The sequence below is a fragment of the Lentzea sp. NPDC003310 genome, assembly GCF_040610935.1.
GTDB lineage: Bacteria > Actinomycetota > Actinomycetes > Mycobacteriales > Pseudonocardiaceae > Lentzea.
The window spans coordinates 299,964-315,559 of record NZ_JBEXNC010000008.1 but is presented as its reverse complement, the minus strand read 5'-3'; the positions used below and the strand labels follow the sequence as shown (position 1 = coordinate 315,559).

The following is a 15,596-nucleotide window of genomic DNA, read 5'->3' as shown; positions in this document are numbered from 1 at the left end:
TCGCCGGTACGGAGGACCAGAGTGCTGGGCGCGATCGGAGAACGTCCAGATGTCTAATAATATTTGTCAATTGAGACGTCGCCGCGTGCTCTTAAAAAGTGCCGCGGGTGAAAATAGTATTAGCGCCCAGGGGTTTCCGCTGCTTTGTCCAAAATGGACAGAAGGGTGGTCAGCTCGTCCGGCGTCAGCGCCGACAGGGGGCTGCGCTCGGTGACGATGCGCAGGACCTCGGCCCGCACCTGCTCGCCCTGGGCGGTGAGGACGAGCGCGCGCGACCGCTTGTCCCGCGGGTCGGGGACGCGTTCGACCAGTCCGCGGGTGGAGAGCTGGTCCGCGACGAACGAGAGGTTCGGCGCGTTGCAGTGCAGGCGGGCGGCCACGGCCTTCATCGACGGCGGTTCCTCGCCGGGGTCCAGCGCCCAGAGCGCCTGTGCGGTCGCGGTGGTGAGGCCCAGTTCCGCCAATGGGCCGGTGATCGCCGCCTCGGTGCGCATGAACACCTCGTGCACGGCTCGGATGGCCGCCACCTGCCCGTCCTCGGTCATGCCGCCAGTCTAGCAACTTGCTTCGAGTCTCGAACTTGTTATGCTCGGCGGCAAGATACTTCGAGACTCGAACTACTGGAGACGTCCATGTACTCGTTCACCGGCATCACCGCGCTCGTCACCGGAGCGTCGAAGGGCATCGGACGCGCCTACGCGCGGGAACTGGCCCGCAGGGGCGCCGATCTGGTGCTCGTCGCGCGCACCACGGAGGCGTTGGAGGACCTGGCGGCCGAGGTGCGGACGACGCACGGCGTGCGGGCCGAGGTCATCGGCCTCGACCTCGCGGCCCCGTCGGGACCGGAGGCGCTCGTCGACACCGTCGCGCGGCGCGGACTCCAGGTCGACCTGCTGCTGAACAACGCCGGATCGGGCTCGGCCGGCCGGTTCTTCGAGCGCCCGTTCGCGCAGAGCGCCCAGTCGGTCGCGCTCAACGTCGCGGCGCTGATGGAGCTCACCTACCTGTTCGGCCGCCAGATGGTCGCCAGGGGAGCGGGCGGCGTCATCAACGTCGGGTCGACGGCGGGGTTCCAGCCGATGCCCTTCCAGGCGAGCTACGCCGCGACGAAGGCGTTCGTCCTGTCGTTCACCGAGGCCGTCGCCGAGGAGCTGCGCGGCTCGGGTGTCCGCGTCATGGGCGCGCACCCCGGGGCGACGGAGACCGGTTTCTTCGACGGCACGACCGCGAAGATGGACCCGCGCGTGACCGACTCGGCCGAGTCCGTGGCCGTCCGCACGCTCGATGACTTCGCGCGCGGGCGCACCGCCTCCTACCCCGGTCGCGGGACGAGCCGGCTCGCCACCCTGGTGGCGCGGGTGATGCCGCGCCGCACGGTCACCAACGCCGTCGCCGCGCTGAACCGCAAGCTCGGCCTGGACGTCGTCGCCGACCTGCCCTGAGTCAGTCCAGATCGGACAGGTCGAGCACGAACCGGTAGCGGACGTCGTTGCGGGACAACCGGTCCAGGACCGCGTCGACCTGGCGGGACGGCAGCACCTCCACGTCGGCGGTGATGCCGTGCGCGGCGCAGAACTCGAGCATCGCGGCGGTCTGGGCGCGCACGCCGCTGCCGGACGAGCTGAGCTTCTTCCTGCCCAGCAACAGGTCCATCGTGTCCACGGTCGTGGACCCGAGGTAGCCGACCTGGCTGAGCGTGCCGTCCACGGCCACCACCCCGAGGTACGGCTTGAGGTCGTGCGGCACGGCGATGGTGTCGACGAGCACGTCGAACCGGTGGGCCGCGGCGGCGAGCTGCCGTTCGTCCGTCGACACCAGCAGGTCACGGGCGCCGAGCCGCAACGCGTCCTCCGCCTTGTCCGGCGTGCGGCTGAGCACCGTCACCTCGGCGCCGAGCGCGACGGCGAACTTCACCGCCAGGTGCCCGAGCCCGCCGAGACCAGCCACGGCCACGCGGGTGCCGGCGCCGACGTTCAACGCGCGCAACGGTTCCCACACCGTGATGCCCGCGCACAGCAGGGGAGCGGCGGCGGCCGGGTCCAGTCCGGGCGGCAGGGGATAGGCGAATTCCTCGCGCACCACGTACTCGCGGGAGTAACCGCCGAGGGTCGTCGTGCCGTCGTGGCGGTCGGTGCCGCCGTAGGTGAGGGTCGGGAACTCGGCGCAGTAGTTCTCCTGGTCGCCCAGGCACATCGCGCACTTGCCGCACGAGTCGACGATGTTGCCCACCGCGACCGGATCTCCGGCGGCGAACCGGCTCACGGTGGACCCGACCTCCGTGACGACGCCGGTGAACTCGTGGCCGGGAACCAGCGGGCCGTCCTCGTGGGCGCGGACGGCGTGCAGGTCCGTGTGGCAGACACCGCAGAAGTCCACCCGCACCGCGACGTCGTCCGGTCGCAGGTCGCGGCGCTCGATCGGGGTCGGGCGCAGGCCGTCGCGAGTGACCTGCCAGCCGGTGGTGGCGCGCATCGCTTCTCCTAAACAGAACAGTCGGTTTGTTTCTCCGACCGTACCCCGCTCGGGCGGGAAAGCAAACCGACTGTTCTGTTGCTAGGGTCGCGCGCATGGCCGAGAAGCCCCTGACCGCGCGTGGCGCCGCCACGTGGGACCGCATCATCGAGGCGGCGACCGACGAGTTCGCCCGGTACGGCATCGCGGGCGCCCGCATCGAGCGCGTCGTGGAGACGGCCCGCACGAACAAGGCCCAGCTCTACGCGTACTTCGGCAGCAAGGACGGCCTGTTCGACGAGATCTTCTTCGCGTCGCTGGAACGCATCATGACGGTCGTCCCGATCGACGCGACCGACCTGGCGGACTGGGCGGTGCGGCTCTACGACGAGTACCTGCGCCGGCCCGACCTCATCCGCCTGGCCACCTGGACCCGTCTGGAGCGACGTCCGTCCGGGCACCTCGTCGCGGACGCCGACCGGGTGGACGCCTCGAAGCTGCGCGCCATCGCCGACGCGCAGGAGGCGGGCCTGGTCCGCGCGGGGGACCCGTTCGACCTGATGGCGATGGTGATCGCGATGTCCATGGCCTGGTCGCCGGTCAGCAACGTCTACACCGCGACCGCCGGCGAGCCCGACGACGTGCACGAGCAGCGCCGGGCGTTGCTGCGCGAGAGCGTCCGGCGGGTCATCGCACCCTGAGTCCGGCCTCGGCCGGACTCGCTGTCAGGCGTTCGCCTTCTCCAGGAAGGGAACGACGAGCGACAGGAGTTCGTCGGGCGTCTGCACGTGCGGGTAGTGCCCGGCACCCTCGATGACCGCGAGCTCACCGAGCCCGGCGGGCAGGTCGGCGAGGATCCTCTCGCCCTCCGCGCGCGGGTCGGCCCAGTCGGGGTCGGCACTGCCCTCGACGACGAGCACGGGGCACCGCACGTGGGCGAGCTGCGCACCGGCGTCCGCGGGGCTGGCCTTGCCCATGGCCTGCAACGCCCGCATCCGGCCGGGCTCGCGCAGCTTGGCCTCGATCCGGCCGAGCTCCCGGTCCCAGTCGGCGGGCTTCACCGGCACCGCGATGTCCAGGTACCGCTTCCAGTTCTCGACGCGCCCGCGGAGGAGCACCTGCGCCAGCTGGAAGTACCCGCTGCGGTAGCGCTTCACCTTGACGAGGCCCGCGAGGTCGAACGACTGCGCGCGGGTGAACGGCGCCAGCTCGACGACCCCGCTGATCAGTTCCGGCGCCGTCGCGGCGGCGATCGTCGCCGCACCACCGCTGATGGACTGTCCGATGAGGACAGCAGGGCCGCCGAGTTCGCGCACCAGCGCGACGAGGTCGCCCGCGATGTCGGTGCGGCTGTAGCCGTCCCAGCCGAGGTCCGAGTCGCCGCAGCCGCGGAGGTCGAGGTTCGCCACCCGGTAGCCCTGCGCGACGAGGGCGGGAGCGAGGAACCGGTAGGAGTGCCTGCTGTCGCCGATGCCGTGGGCCAGCACGACAAGAGGTCCCTTCCCGCTCAGCTCGTAGGCGAGGGTCTTGCCGTCGACGGTCAGGCGCTCGGTCATCAGGTCCTCCGGTCGTGAAGCTAACGTCATTAGCTAAAAGCTAACGGCATTAGCTTTTCGTGTCAACCAGGGTCAGCACTCGAGCGTCCGGATCGTCGACCGCAGGATCGGGTCGGTCGAGTTCCCCGTGAAGCTCAACCGGCCGACGCCGGACTCCCAGCGGAACTCGTAGTCGCCGACCGTGACCGGCCGGTACCCGTCGTCGGTCTGGTACGTGCCCATCCCGGGTCCGATCCCGAACGGCGACGTGAGGAACACCTCGCCGTCACCCGCGAACAGGAACGACGACTCCCGCACCACGACGCGGCAGCCGTCCGGCGAGGCCGGCAGCACCGTGTAGGTCGCCGACAGGTCGCCCACCCAGGACAGCAGCGCCACCGCGGACGTCAGCACCGCGACGACCCGGCTCGGCCACGACAGCCGGACCCGCCGGACCAGTGCGACGACGAACGCCACCACGAGGAGTGCGGCACTGGGCACCCAGGCCGGCACGACCCACGTCCCGGCGACGATCATCAGCCCGAACATCCAACCGGCCAGCGCGTACGCACCCGCGGCCAGCACCAGGCCGCTCACGGCGACCTGCCACCGTCGTTCTCTCAGCACTTCCAGAAGCTAACGCGGAGTTGTGGGCGTTCCGTGCAGATGCCGTGAAGGCCTCGCACCCGCTCACCTAGGCTGAACCGTCCCCGCCCGACAGGAGCAGACCCGGATGTCCGTCCACCACGCGATCGTCGACTCACCGGTCGGCGAGCTGACCCTGGTCGGCGAGGGCACGGCGTTGCTGGGCCTGTACTTCGACGGCCACCTCCGCACCCCGCGCGTCACCGACCTCGGCCCGCGCACCGCCGACGGGTTCGCCGACGCGCGCCGCCAGCTCGACGAGTACTTCGCCGGTACCAGGCGGACCTTCGACCTCGAACTGGCACCGCGCGGCTCGGCGTTCGAGCGGAAGGTCTGGGCGCTGCTGACGCGGATCCCCTACGGCGAGACGCGCACGTACGGGCAGCTGGCCGCGGAGCTCGGCGATCCCGCGGCGGCGCAGGCGGTCGGCAACGCCAACGGGTGGAACCCGATCAGCATCATCGTGCCGTGCCACCGCGTGGTCGGGTCGGCGGGCAGCCTCACCGGGTACGCGGGCGGGCTCGACCGCAAGCGCTACCTCCTCAGCCTCGAGGAACCTCCTGCGGAAGAGGACGGGCGCCTGTTCTGAGTGCCGCGGTCAGCTTGGCCGCGGTGACGCGGACGGCCGGGGTGTCGTAGCGGTCGCACTCGGCGAGGGCCCGCACCCGGAGCTCACGGGCCTGGGCCGGATCTCCCGCCGTGTCGGCGATCTCGGCCAGGCGGTCCATGATCTCGACGCGCTGGTCGGACAGCCGTGCCTCGTCCAGGGCGGCCCGCAGGTGGTCGCGGGCCTCGGCGGCACGGCCCGCGTCCATCAGGACGACGCCCCGGACGTGCCGCACGCGCGCGGTGCCGGCGGTGTTGGAATGCCTGCGGAACAACGACTCCGCCTCGTCGAGCAGGTCCAGCGCGGCCGGCACCTCGCCGGAGGCCGCCCTGGTCGTGGCGAGGCGGATCAGCATCATCGACAGCAGCTCGTCGTCGCCGTCGGCCTTGCGGTGCTTCTCGACGCTGCGCTGCTGCACCTCGACGGCCTCCGCCAGGTCGCCCGCCGCGTGCAGCATCACGCCGAGCAGGGACAGCGCCAGGTTCTCGCCGATGCGGTAGCCGGCGCGGTCGAACAGCTCGACGCAGCGGCGGCCGAGGCTCACGGCCTTGTCCGGCTCGCCGACGCGGCGCCGGATCGCCGAGCCGTAGTAGCACGTCCAGGCCTCGGTCACGGTGTCGTCGACCGGGATCGCCGCGGCTTCCTCGTGCACCGCAAGGGCTTCGTGCGGCTGGCCGCACAACGCGTAGAGCGCCCACGACAGGTAGTTCAGCTGCTCGGCGGCGTCCCGCGCGTTGCCCAGTCGCCGGGCCGCGTGGGCGCCGGCCGCGAAGACCTCGTGCCACAGCTCGCCGACGCCGTGCATGTCCGAGTACCAGTGCATCGCCTGTGCCAGTGCGAGAACGCGGTCGTGCTCGCCCGCGTCCAGACCGGCCTGGACCGCCGTGCGCCAGTTCTCCAGTTCGAGCTCGAGCCAGCGCGCCGCGGTCTCCCTGTCGTGCGCCGGGCGTGCGGGCGCGTCCTGGTCGAACCGCAGCGCCATCTCGGTCGCGGTGTCGAGGAGCCAGTGGCGCAGACGCGTGCGTGCGGCCAGGACGGTCTCGGGGTCGTCGTCGAGCGCGAGGCGTTCGGAGGCGAAGACGTGCAACAGGTCGTGGCGCGTGTACCGGCCGGGAGTGTCGCTGATGCCGAGCAGGCCCGCGTCGGCCAGTTCCTCCAGGGCCTCCTCGGCGTGGTCGGTCAGCGCGGCGGCGAGACCGGCGCCGACGTCCGGGCTCGGGACCAGGGCGAGCCTGCGGAACACCGTGGCGGCACCCGGACTGAGCTGGTGGTAGGAGATCTCGAACGCCGCGCGTACCTCCAGGTCGCCCGCCCGCAGCACGGACAGCCGCCGGCCCTCGTCCTCCAGCTGACCGGCGAGGTGGCCGATCGTCCACTGAGGACGGCTGGTCAGGCGGTTGCCCGCGATCAGCAACGCGAGCGGCAGGCCCCCGCACAGTTCGGCGACGCGCGCGGCCGCCTCGGGTTCGGCGTCGACGCGCTCCGGTCCCGTCACGACCCGCAGCAGGTCGACGGAACGGCTGGGCGGCAACAACTCCAGCGCGAGCCGGTGCCGCACGTCGAGCCCGGTCAGCGTGCGGCGGCTGGTCAGCAGCACGAGCGTGCCGGGGCTGGAGGCGAGCAGCGGGCGCACCTGCGCCTCGTTCGCCGCGTTGTCCAGCACCAGCAGCACCGTCCGGTCGCGCAGCTGCGAGCGGTACAGCGACAGCCGGTCGTCCGGGTCGGCGGGGATCTGGCGCTCGTCCACCCCGAACGAGCGCAGCAGGCGGTGCGCGGCCCTGTCGGGCGTCAGCGGTTCCGGGTCGGTGCCGCGCAGGTCGAGGAACACGCAGCCGTCGGCGAACCGCGTGCCCAGCCGGTGACCCGCGTCGACCGCGAGCGCCGTCTTGCCGGAGCCGGGCGCGCCGTGCACGACCGCGATCTGCAGCCGGGACGACGACGAGGCGTCCGCCGCGAACCCGTCCAGCAGCTCCTCCTCGTCCTCCCGGCCGGTGAGCTCGATCAGCACCGGTGGCAGTGAGGAGGAGGCCACGGCGAACGGCGCGTCGGGCCGTTCCTGGGCTGCGACCACCCGGCTGGCACGGGCGAGCGAGGTGAACTCCGCGGCCTCCTCGCCGGCGAGCCCGAGCCCGGTCACGAGCAGTTGCACGGTGCGGAACTGCGGGCTCAGCGTGCGGCCGCGTTCCATGTCGCTGATCGCCCGCGTGCTCAACCCGGTGCGTTCGGCGAGTTCTTCCTGCGTCAGCGGAACACGCGATCGATAAAAGCGGAGGAAGTCCCCGAACGCTGTCGTGCTCACTGCGCACCCCCTCTTCACTCCTGCGCATTATGCTTCCTGATGGACGTTCCGGCCCGCCCGTCGTTGCTGGCGGGAAGACTTCTGCCGGTGGTTCTGCCGGTTGTTCAGCAAGGTGAACAGCTTTCGCCGTCATTAATTTCGGAAAGGTGTCCACCGCTTCCCTGACGCGGAAATCCGATCTGGTTCCGCGAAGAATTCTTTCTCCAGTGGTCCTCGTGCTCTGGTGCGCCGCACTCGGGTGGCTGCTGACGACGTGGTCCGGTCACTACCCGATCGACCTCGACGTGTACCGCCTCGGCGGCCTCGCCTGGCTGGAGGGCCGGTCGCTGTACGCCGGGTTCACCGGTCCGCCGCTCGACCCGCGGCTGCCGTTCACCTACCCGCCGTTCGCCGCGGTTCTGTTCAGCGGCCTGACCCTGGTGCCGGACGCGCTGCGGAACCCGCTGGTGGTCGCGGCCGGCTTCGTCGCGCTCACGGTGGTGTGCGTCGCGGTGACGGGCAGGGTCCGGCCCGGTCTGAAGTGGACGGTCGGCCCGCTCGCCGCGATCGGCGCGCTGGCACTGGACCCGGTGTGGACGACATACGGCTACGGCCAGATCAACCTGTTCCTGCTCGCACTGGTGGTGGTCGACGTCCTGCTGGTGTCGGACCGGCGGTGGCGCGGTGTGCTGATCGGGGTCGCCGCGGCGATCAAGCTGACGCCCGCGGTGTTCGTGCTGTACTTCGTGGTCAAGCGCGACTGGCGGGCCGCGATCACCTCGATGATCACCTTTGCGGGCCTCGCGGTCGTCGGCTTCCTCGCCGCACCGCAGGACTCGGTGCGGTACTGGTTGCACGCTTTGCTCGACCCGGGTCGCATCGGCGACATGTCGTTGTCCACCAACCAGTCGATCCGCGGCCTGCTGCGCGGCCTCGGCCTCGCGCCCGGCGTCGAGACGGTGCTGTGGGCGGCGCTCGCGGCCGCCGTGGTGGCGGTCGCGGTGCACGTGGCCCGGCGGACCCGCGACGACCTCGTGGCGCTGTTCGTCATCGCGGGCGCCGGGCTGCTGGCCTCACCCGTCTCGTGGCTGCACCACTGGGTGTGGTGCGCGCCGGTGCTGGTGTTCCTGGCACTGCGCGGCCACTGGCCCGCGTTCGCCGGGGTGTTCCTGGTGTTCGTGACGCGGATGCACGAGTTCGACACCTACGTGTGGCTGACGGTCACGGCCCTCGCGCTCCTGGCCGCGCACCAGGTCGTCAGAGGTCCTGCGCCCTCTCGTACAGCGCCCGCACCGCCGCGGTGAGCTTCGCCGCGGACAGGTCCGTCGTCACGAGGTCCTCGTTCATCGTGCCCCGGCTGGTCACGGCGAAGATCGTCCCCTTGCCGGTGGCCGGGTCGAAGCCGCGCAGCCACGGCCCGCCGCTGGACCCGCCCGCCAGGTCGCAGTCCGTCTCCCACGCCGACATCACCGAGTTGGTCTCGAGCGTCGCCGGCCGCGCGCAGGACAGCAGTTCCTCGCCCCGGGCCAGCGCGGACACCGGGTACCCGAGCGTGGTGGCGTCCACCGGCGACCCCACCTCGTCGAACGACACGTCCTGCGAACCCGCCACGTCCTCGACGTGCCGGCCGTCCACCGGGTCGAGCGCGACCACCGCGTCGTCGTCCTCGCCGCTCGACGGACCCCGGTAGGTGTCGGACCAGGCGAAGGCCCGCGCCGCGAACACGCCGTGCGGCCGCTCCCCGCGGTCGTAGCCGGGCACGAACACCACGTGGAGGATCCTGATCGGGTTGTCCCAGCGGTCGAAGCCGCCGTTGACGCAGTGCCCGGCCGTGAGCACCACGTCCTTCGTCGCGCTCGGCACCACGGTGGCCGTGCAGGACTGGTCCTGGCCGAGCGAGGTGGACAGGAACAGCCTGCCCACGCCCGGAGCAGGTCCGTCGTACGGCTTCGAGATCTGCTCGGCGGGCGGGAGGTCGCCGTCGCCGACCGCCTTCATCCGTTCCGGCGTCCAGTGGGCGAGGGCGGCCGCGCGGTCCGGTTCGGCCACCCGCGTCACCACCTGGCCGGTCTGCGCGTGCGCGGGGGCCGCCAGTGCGGCGACGAGCACGCCGGTCGTGGTCAGTGCTGTCCAGATCATGTCCGGGTGACGTTCCACATCGGACGGGCGTTGCGCGAAACCCCTGCACCTGTGTCGAAACCAGCCTTTGGTATGAAGTGGGAGTGATGGAGCAGCGCCTGCTGAAGTTCGCGCCGTGGGTGCTGTGCCTGTCCCTCGCCGCCTACGTCGCGACGGCGAAGTGGGGGATGATCGACCTCAAGGTCTACTGGACCCTCGCCCCGAACGTGCGCAGCGATCAGCTCTACTCGATCGACATGCCGTTCACGGCGGACTTCCCGCTGCCGTTCACCTACCCGCCGTTCGCCGCCGCGCTGTTCCTGCCCCTGTCCGCCCTGCCGTGGACCGCCGCGCGCGTCGTCTGGCAGGTGCTGTCGCTGGTCTGCCTGTGGTGGCTGGTGCGGACGTCGCTGAAGCTGCTGGACCGGCCGCACGACGAGCGGCGCGCACTGCTGTGGACCGCGATCGCGCTGTGGTTTGAGCCGGTGCGCAAGACGCTGGACTTCGGGCAGATCAACCTCGTGCTGGTCGCCGGCACGTTCGCCGCGGTGGTGGCCGCGCGGCAGTCGGTGGCCGGTCTCGGCGTCGGCGTCGCCGCCGGGCTGAAGCTGACCCCCGCGATCTCCGGGCTCTACTTCCTCGCCACCCGCCGGTGGAAGGCCGCGCTGTGGTCCGTGGCGGGCTTCCTGATCACCGTCGCGCTCGGGTTCGGGGTGTCGGCGGGGGACTCCCGGCGCTACTGGTTCGAGCTGCTGGGCGCCGCCGACCGGGTCGGGCCGGTGGGATCGGTGATCAACCAGTCGCTGCGGGGCGCGTTGTCGCGCAGTCTCGGCCACGACGTGGAGATGTCGTGGCCGTGGCTGCTCGCGGTGGCGGTGTCGGCCGTGCTGACCGGGTTCGCGCTGCGCAACGCCGTGCGCGCGGGCGACACCCTCTTCGCCGTGGTAGTCGTGCAGCTGTTCGGCCTGCTGGTCTCGCCGATCTCGTGGAGCCACCACTGGCTGTGGGTGATCCCGCTGGTCCTGTGGCTGGTCTACGCGCGGCGGAACCTCGTGCTCGCCGGGGTGTGGGCGGTCGCTGTCCTGTCGGACCTGATCACGGTGCTGATCGACCTGCAACCGTCGATCTGGGAGATCCCGCGACCGTGGCCGCTCGCCGCGCTGGGCTGGCTCTACCCGGCGCTCGCGCTGGTCACGCTGGCGTGGTCGTGCAGGTCGGCGAGGTCCCACTCCGGCAACGGGTCGGCGAACGTCCGCCAGACGTCCGGGCCGGCTGCGAGCTTGTAGTCGGTGAGCGGCTGACCCGGTTCGATCACGAGGTTCGTACTCCCCGGTCTCCGGGACGTGCGTGCCGGCCGGCTCCTGCGCCTGCGCGACGGTGATCGGGTCGTAGCGGCCCGGTGTCGTTCCCGATCACCGCCACCCGGCGGCCCTCGCGGTTCGCGACCACGTGGTCGAGCAGCGTCGTCTTGCCGGCGCCGAGGAAGCCGGACAGCACGGTCACGGGGTGCGCATCAGAGTTCCAGCTCCTCGTGCCAGTCGGCGAACGGGTCGGCGAAGTCGAGCTCGGTGATCAGGCCCAGCTCCTCGTCGGTGACGAGAGCGTTCTCGAGCGCGGTGGTGATGTGCGCCGTGTCTGCGGAGCGGGCGATCACGACGATCTCCTGGTCGCGTTCGCCCTCCCACGGACCCAGGTTGCCGACGCGCAGCCCGCCGCCCGCGGACTCGAGCCACAGCGCCGCGTCGGGCTGGCTCGCCACCCAGACCCGGCCGCGCACCCGGACCACGCCGTCGAGCAGCACGTCGATGCTGTCGTGCAGCCGCATCGGGTGGAACGGGCGCCGGTCGGTGAAGTGGACGACGGACACGCCGTGCGCCGGTTCCAGCGACGGCCGCCCGAACAGCAGCGAGCCGAACCCGTCGTCGATCTCGCCCCGCCGGGCCGTCGCGGGGATCTCGCCGAGCAGCGCGGCGACGTCCTCGGAGATCAGTCGGCGGGGCGCGGCGGGGGAGAGGCGGTCGAGCACGGCGGTCAGCACCGGGTCGGCCGGGCCGGTCAGCACCAGCGCGTCCGCGAACTCGGCCTGACCCACCACGACCTGCGCGACGGTCCGCTCGTCGCCCTCCGCCGCGCGCATGCCCCGGTCGGCGAGCGAGTCCGTGCCGGTCGCGTCGTCGAGCCAGGTGGCGGTGTCGACCACGGTGACGACGGCCTCCACCTCGACCTCGGTCTCGCTCAGCGCGAAGCAGACGGCCTCCGGTTCGAGCATCGGGTCGAGCTGCACGATCACCCGCCCGTCGAGGCGTTCGAGCAACGGGACGAGGTCGAGCCGCAGCGTGCACGAGACGCACCCGTGCGCGAGCTCCAGCACCGTCAGCCGGCCGTCCGCCCAGCGCCGCACCACCCCGTCGGCCAGGCCGCTCAGATCATGCCTGACCAGCGACGACTCCGGTGACGCCCGCCAGAGCTCGTCCGCGACGTCGTGGTGGGTGAACCCGGCTACCAATACGACCCGTGCTGCCATGGCACGCAGCCTACATGACAACGATTATCGTTTCTGAACGGACGGTCCCCGCAGGACATGACATGATCGAACGATGCAGGTCGAGTTCTGGGCTGACGTCATCTGTCCGTGGTGCTACATAGGCAAGGCGCGCTTCGACAAGGCGCTCGCCGCGTTCGAGCACCGCGCCGAGATCACCGTGGTGCACCGCGCGTTCGAGCTGGATCCCGCCAAGACCGGCGTGGAGTCCGTGCAGGACATGCTCGCCGCGAAGTTCGGCCCGCGCGCCGCGGAGATGGAGGAGTCTGTCGCCCAGCTGGCGCGCGACGAGGGCCTCGAGTACCGGCTCGACCGCGAGGTCGGCAACACGTTCGACGTGCACCGCCTGCTGCACCTCGCGCAGGACAGGGCCGTGCAGCCGCAGGTCCTCGACGCCGTGCTGCACGCGAACTTCGGCCAGGCGCGGTCGCTGTTCACCCCCGAGTCGCTGACCGCGATCGCCGTCGAGGCGGGGCTCGACGCCACCGACGTCAAGTCCGTGCTCGAAGACCCCACCGCCTACGCGGACGAGGTGCGGGCCGACGAGCAGCGCGCCCGTGAGCTCGGCGTCTCCGGCGTGCCGTTCGTCGTGCTCGCCGGGCGTCTTGCCGTGGCCGGCGCACAGCCGGTAGAGCTGTTCGAACGGGCGCTGACGCAGGCTTGGGAGGCGTGAGATGGACGAGGCGCTGCTGAAGGTCGAATCGGAGAAGCTCGCGGACGTCGTCGTCCTGCGGGCCGAGGGCGAGGTCGACTCGTACACGGCGGAACTGTTGCGCGACAAGCTCTCCGAGGCGTTCGCCGAGGGGGTCCCCGTCGTGCTGGACCTCAGCGGGGTCGAGTTCTTCGCGTCCGTCGGCCTCTCCGTGCTCGTCGAGTACCACCAGCGCGGCGAGGAACGCGGCACCGCGCTGCGCCTGGTGTCGCCGCGGGGCAGCGTGCTGCGGGCGCTCAAGGCCACCCTGCTGAACGAGACCCTGGACCTCTACCTGGACCTGGACTCGGCGCTCCGTGCCTGACCTGCCGTCCCGCCCGCTGCCCGACCGGTACGTGCTGGACCGCACGAAGGTCGTCGTCGCGGTGGCGGCGGGCGTCGTGGCCGGTCTCGCCGTCACGCTGACCGGTCACGGCGAGTTCGGCCTGCTGGTCGGCTGGGACGTCGCCACACTCGTGTACCTCGTGCGCGCGTGGATGGTCATCTGGCCGATGGACGCCGAGGAGACCGCACAGCACGCCATCCGCAACGACCCCACACGTCGCGTGGCCGAGGTCCTGCTGCTCGTGGCGGCGTTGGCGAGCCTCGTGTCCGTGGGGTTCGTACTGGCCCGTGCGGCACACACGACCGGTGGCTCCGAACTGCTGCGCGTGGGCCTCGGCGTGCTGTCCGTGGTGCTGTCGTGGACAGTCGTGCACACGATCTTCACCCTGCGGTACGCCCGCCTCTACTACTACGGCGCGGACGGCGGCATCGACTTCAACCAGCCCGAACCGCCGGACTACGGCGACTTCGCGTACGTGGCGTTCAGCATCGGCATGACGTTCCAGGTGTCGGACACGAGCCTGTCGGGCCGCGAGATGCGCCGCACGGCCTTGAAGCACTCCTTGCTGTCGTACCTGTTCGGCACCGGCGTGCTGGCCACGACGATCAACCTGGTCGCGAGCATCAGCAGCCAGTGATCACGCGGGGTGCTCCGCGACGAGCACCAGCGCGTCGAGCACCCGCCACCAGTCGTGCTCGCCCGGCTCGTGCCCGAACACCTCCGCGAGCACGGCGCACGCGCTGATCAACCGCGCCGCGACGTCCTGCGGGTCCTGCCCCGACCGCTCGGCGAGCACGGCCGCGGTGGCCCGGAAGCGCTTGCTCCTGCTCAGCTTCACCACACCCGGCGGCGCGGGAGCGGCGGCCGGCGGTGTCTCCGCCGAGAACCCGATCGACAGCTCGGTGCCCAGCGCGGCCGCGAGCCTGCCCAGCGCGTTGGTCGTCGGGTTGCCCCTGCCGTTCTCCAGGTTCGCGATGTAGGGCACGGACAGCCCGGCGTCGGCGGCGACCGAGGCGACGGTGCGCCCCGACGCCTGCCGCAGGGCGCGCAGCCGAGGCCCGATGGGCTCGTTCGACAAGGCCGCTCCTATCTTGACAAGACACTTCGATCGCCGCTCTTATTCTGACAAGAATACTACCTGGGGGTGGGCGGTGCTCGAAGCGCTGAGAGTGCGCGATTTCCGGCTGCTGTGGACCGGACGCACGGTGAGTCTGCTGGGTTCGTGGCTGCTGGTGATCGCGATCCCGGCCCACGTGTACGCGCTCACCGGCTCCCTCCTCGCCACCGGCCTGACCCTGGTCGCCGAGCACCTGCCACCCCTGCTGCTGGGCCCCGTCGCGGGCGTCCTGGCCGACCGCTGGGACCGGCGTCGCGTGATGATCACCGCCGACCTGGTCCGCGCGCTCGCGGTGACGCTGATGCTGTTCGCCACCGCGGGCCACTCGCTCTGGCTGGTCTACGCCGCCCTGGTCGCCGAGAGCGCGGGAGCGGTGTTGTTCCGCCCGGCCGCCCAGGCGCACGTCCCGGCCGTGGTGGGCACCGGTACCGGCCTGAGCAGCGCCAACGCGCTCAACGCCGCCGTCGACGGCACGGTCCGGCTGGTCGCGCCCCCGCTCGGCGCCGCGATCATGACCCTCACGAGCTTCCAGACCCTGATCTGGATCGACGTCGCGAGCTACCTCGTCTCGGCGGCCGCGATCGCCGCCACGACGCGCGTCGCCGGGACGTCCGGGCGAGCGCGGGCCGGCCTCGCCGGTGGCGCGAAAGCCTTGCGGGACCTGCCGATCGCGCGGGCGCTGCTCCCGCTGACGGCGGTGTTCCTGGCGGCGAACGCGTCGCTCAGCGCACTGCTGGTGCCGTTCGGGATCGAGCGGCTCGGGGGCAGCGAGCAGATCGGGTTCGTGGTGTCGGCGCTCGGCGCCGGGTTCCTGCTCGGCGCCGTCCTCGTCCGCCGCCTGGTCGACCGGGTGCGGCCCCGCCACCTGCTCGCGGCGAGCCAGCTGGCGACCTCCGCGGCGTTCTTCGTCCTGTTCGGATCGACGTCGCCGGCCGTCGCGCTGCCGGCCGCCGTCGCGATCGGCGTGTTCGGCTCGATGACGCTCGTGACACCGCAGACGGCGTTGCAGCGGGCGGTGCCGAACGAGGTGCTCGGCCGGATCAGCGCGGTGTTCCTGACCGCGGAGGCTCTGGCGACGCTGGTCGGCGCGCTGGCGGGACCGGTTCTCGCGCAAGCGTTCTCGCTGTCCGCCGCCGTGGTCGTCGCGTGCGTGCTCACGGCGGCGGGTGCTCTCGCGGGGCTCGCGACGAGGTGGGACGGCTCGGGCAGAATGGCGGTGTGCCGGACAAGCTGACCGTCGACCTGCACCCGATCTTCCGCAGCGAC

At 71.5% G+C, this 15,596-nt stretch carries 18 protein-coding genes; 9 read left to right on the top strand and 9 right to left on the bottom strand.

Going from position 1 to position 15,596, the window contains the following annotated elements; genetic code table 11:
- Nucleotides 1-119: 119 nt before the first annotated feature.
- A complete protein-coding gene (locus ABZX02_RS18700; protein ID WP_355299701.1) occupies nt 120-545 on the bottom strand; it encodes a MarR family winged helix-turn-helix transcriptional regulator in 426 nt (141 codons plus the stop codon).
- 87 nt (nt 546-632) lie between these two features.
- On the opposite strand from ABZX02_RS18700, the gene ABZX02_RS18695 reads away from it, so the two are divergent.
- On the top strand, nt 633-1,442 hold the full coding sequence (locus tag ABZX02_RS18695) for an SDR family oxidoreductase (RefSeq protein WP_355299699.1): 810 nt from the start codon (nt 633-635) through the stop codon (nt 1,440-1,442).
- 1 nt (nt 1,443) lies between these two features.
- Here ABZX02_RS18695 and ABZX02_RS18690 read toward each other — a convergent pair whose 3' ends face one another.
- On the bottom strand, nt 1,444-2,472 hold the full coding sequence (locus ABZX02_RS18690) for an NAD(P)-dependent alcohol dehydrogenase (RefSeq protein WP_355299697.1): 1,029 nt from the start codon (nt 2,470-2,472) through the stop codon (nt 1,444-1,446).
- A gap of 95 nt (nt 2,473-2,567) precedes the next feature.
- On the opposite strand from ABZX02_RS18690, the gene ABZX02_RS18685 reads away from it, so the two are divergent.
- The gene (locus tag ABZX02_RS18685) at nt 2,568-3,152 is read left to right on the top strand and encodes a TetR family transcriptional regulator (RefSeq protein ID WP_355299695.1); all 585 of its coding nucleotides are present in this window, start codon (nt 2,568-2,570) and stop codon (nt 3,150-3,152) included.
- 24 nt (nt 3,153-3,176) lie between these two features.
- On the opposite strand, the gene ABZX02_RS18680 is transcribed toward ABZX02_RS18685, so the two are convergent.
- Together ABZX02_RS18680 and ABZX02_RS18675 are read right to left on the bottom strand one after the other, a co-directional pair.
- Nucleotides 3,177-4,007 carry an alpha/beta hydrolase gene (locus ABZX02_RS18680; RefSeq protein WP_355299693.1) on the bottom strand — a complete coding sequence of 277 codons (831 nt, stop codon included), beginning with the start codon at nt 4,005-4,007 and terminating at the stop codon, nt 3,177-3,179.
- Nucleotides 4,008-4,079: 72 nt separating this feature from the next.
- A complete protein-coding gene (locus ABZX02_RS18675; protein WP_355299691.1) occupies nt 4,080-4,613 on the bottom strand; it encodes a hypothetical protein in 534 nt (177 codons plus the stop codon).
- A gap of 106 nt (nt 4,614-4,719) precedes the next feature.
- Between ABZX02_RS18675 and ABZX02_RS18670 the strand changes: the two genes are divergently transcribed.
- Nucleotides 4,720-5,220 carry a methylated-DNA--[protein]-cysteine S-methyltransferase gene (locus ABZX02_RS18670; RefSeq protein WP_355299689.1) on the top strand — a complete coding sequence of 167 codons (501 nt, stop codon included), beginning with the start codon at nt 4,720-4,722 and terminating at the stop codon, nt 5,218-5,220.
- Here ABZX02_RS18670 and ABZX02_RS18665 read toward each other — a convergent pair.
- Nucleotides 5,174-7,537: a tetratricopeptide repeat protein gene (locus ABZX02_RS18665; protein ID WP_355299687.1), complete on the bottom strand. Its 2,364-nt coding sequence runs from the start codon at nt 7,535-7,537 to the stop codon at nt 5,174-5,176. The two genes, ABZX02_RS18670 and ABZX02_RS18665, sit on opposite strands and share 47 nt — an antisense overlap.
- A gap of 206 nt (nt 7,538-7,743) precedes the next feature.
- Here ABZX02_RS18665 and ABZX02_RS18660 point away from each other — a divergent pair, with 206 nt between their 5' ends.
- On the top strand, nt 7,744-8,820 hold the full coding sequence (locus ABZX02_RS18660) for a glycosyltransferase 87 family protein (RefSeq protein WP_355299686.1): 1,077 nt from the start codon (nt 7,744-7,746) through the stop codon (nt 8,818-8,820).
- Here ABZX02_RS18660 and ABZX02_RS18655 read toward each other — a convergent pair.
- Nucleotides 8,774-9,655, bottom strand: a complete 882-nt coding sequence (locus tag ABZX02_RS18655; protein WP_355299684.1) for a hypothetical protein — start codon at nt 9,653-9,655, stop codon at nt 8,774-8,776. The two genes, ABZX02_RS18660 and ABZX02_RS18655, sit on opposite strands and share 47 nt — an antisense overlap.
- Before the next feature lie 86 nt (nt 9,656-9,741).
- Here ABZX02_RS18655 and ABZX02_RS18650 point away from each other — a divergent pair, with 86 nt between their 5' ends.
- Nucleotides 9,742-10,920 (top strand): mannosyltransferase, encoded by a 1,179-nt coding sequence (locus tag ABZX02_RS18650; RefSeq protein WP_355299682.1) that lies wholly within the window; start codon nt 9,742-9,744, stop codon nt 10,918-10,920.
- 25 nt (nt 10,921-10,945) lie between these two features.
- Here ABZX02_RS18650 and ABZX02_RS18645 read toward each other — a convergent pair whose 3' ends face one another.
- Entirely contained in the window at nt 10,946-11,137 is a 192-nt protein-coding gene (locus ABZX02_RS18645; RefSeq protein WP_355299680.1) for a GTP-binding protein, read from the bottom strand.
- Between the two features lie 10 nt (nt 11,138-11,147).
- Nucleotides 11,148-12,158 (bottom strand): GTP-binding protein, encoded by a 1,011-nt coding sequence (locus ABZX02_RS18640; RefSeq protein ID WP_355299678.1) that lies wholly within the window; start codon nt 12,156-12,158, stop codon nt 11,148-11,150.
- A 73-nt stretch (nt 12,159-12,231) separates the two neighbouring features.
- On the opposite strand from ABZX02_RS18640, the gene ABZX02_RS18635 reads away from it, so the two are divergent.
- Genes ABZX02_RS18635 through ABZX02_RS18625 form a run of 3 tightly spaced genes read left to right on the top strand, consistent with a single transcriptional unit; the run spans nt 12,232 to nt 13,850 of the window.
- A complete protein-coding gene (locus ABZX02_RS18635; protein WP_355299676.1) occupies nt 12,232-12,849 on the top strand; it encodes a DsbA family oxidoreductase in 618 nt (205 codons plus the stop codon).
- A gap of 1 nt (nt 12,850) precedes the next feature.
- Nucleotides 12,851-13,192, top strand: coding sequence for an STAS domain-containing protein (locus ABZX02_RS18630; protein WP_355299674.1), 342 nt, complete (start codon nt 12,851-12,853; stop codon nt 13,190-13,192).
- Nucleotides 13,185-13,850, top strand: a complete 666-nt coding sequence (locus ABZX02_RS18625; protein WP_355299672.1) for a DUF1345 domain-containing protein — start codon at nt 13,185-13,187, stop codon at nt 13,848-13,850. Before ABZX02_RS18630 ends, ABZX02_RS18625 begins: the two co-directional genes overlap by 8 nt.
- On the opposite strand, the gene ABZX02_RS18620 is transcribed toward ABZX02_RS18625, so the two are convergent.
- Complete coding sequence (locus ABZX02_RS18620; protein WP_355299670.1) at nt 13,851-14,291, bottom strand: helix-turn-helix transcriptional regulator; 441 nt, start codon at nt 14,289-14,291, stop codon at nt 13,851-13,853.
- A 73-nt stretch (nt 14,292-14,364) separates the two neighbouring features.
- On the opposite strand from ABZX02_RS18620, the gene ABZX02_RS18615 reads away from it, so the two are divergent.
- The gene (locus tag ABZX02_RS18615; RefSeq protein ID WP_355299668.1) at nt 14,365-15,564 is read left to right on the top strand and encodes an MFS transporter; all 1,200 of its coding nucleotides are present in this window, start codon (nt 14,365-14,367) and stop codon (nt 15,562-15,564) included.
- Nucleotides 15,565-15,596: the final 32 nt, after the last annotated feature.

Coding starts and splice junctions, on each gene's coding strand:
- ABZX02_RS18700 (WP_355299701.1), bottom strand. CDS start 545: ATGACCGAGGACGGGCAGGTGGCGGCCATCCGAGCCGTGCACGAGGTG.
- ABZX02_RS18695 (WP_355299699.1), top strand. CDS start 633: ATGTACTCGTTCACCGGCATCACCGCGCTCGTCACCGGAGCGTCGAAG.
- ABZX02_RS18690 (WP_355299697.1), bottom strand. CDS start 2,472: ATGCGCGCCACCACCGGCTGGCAGGTCACTCGCGACGGCCTGCGCCCG.
- ABZX02_RS18685 (WP_355299695.1), top strand. CDS start 2,568: ATGGCCGAGAAGCCCCTGACCGCGCGTGGCGCCGCCACGTGGGACCGC.
- ABZX02_RS18680 (WP_355299693.1), bottom strand. CDS start 4,007: ATGACCGAGCGCCTGACCGTCGACGGCAAGACCCTCGCCTACGAGCTG.
- ABZX02_RS18670 (WP_355299689.1), top strand. CDS start 4,720: ATGTCCGTCCACCACGCGATCGTCGACTCACCGGTCGGCGAGCTGACC.
- ABZX02_RS18655 (WP_355299684.1), bottom strand. CDS start 9,655: ATGATCTGGACAGCACTGACCACGACCGGCGTGCTCGTCGCCGCACTG.
- ABZX02_RS18650 (WP_355299682.1), top strand. CDS start 9,742: ATGGAGCAGCGCCTGCTGAAGTTCGCGCCGTGGGTGCTGTGCCTGTCC.
- ABZX02_RS18640 (WP_355299678.1), bottom strand. CDS start 12,158: ATGGCAGCACGGGTCGTATTGGTAGCCGGGTTCACCCACCACGACGTC.
- ABZX02_RS18635 (WP_355299676.1), top strand. CDS start 12,232: ATGCAGGTCGAGTTCTGGGCTGACGTCATCTGTCCGTGGTGCTACATA.
- ABZX02_RS18630 (WP_355299674.1), top strand. CDS start 12,851: ATGGACGAGGCGCTGCTGAAGGTCGAATCGGAGAAGCTCGCGGACGTC.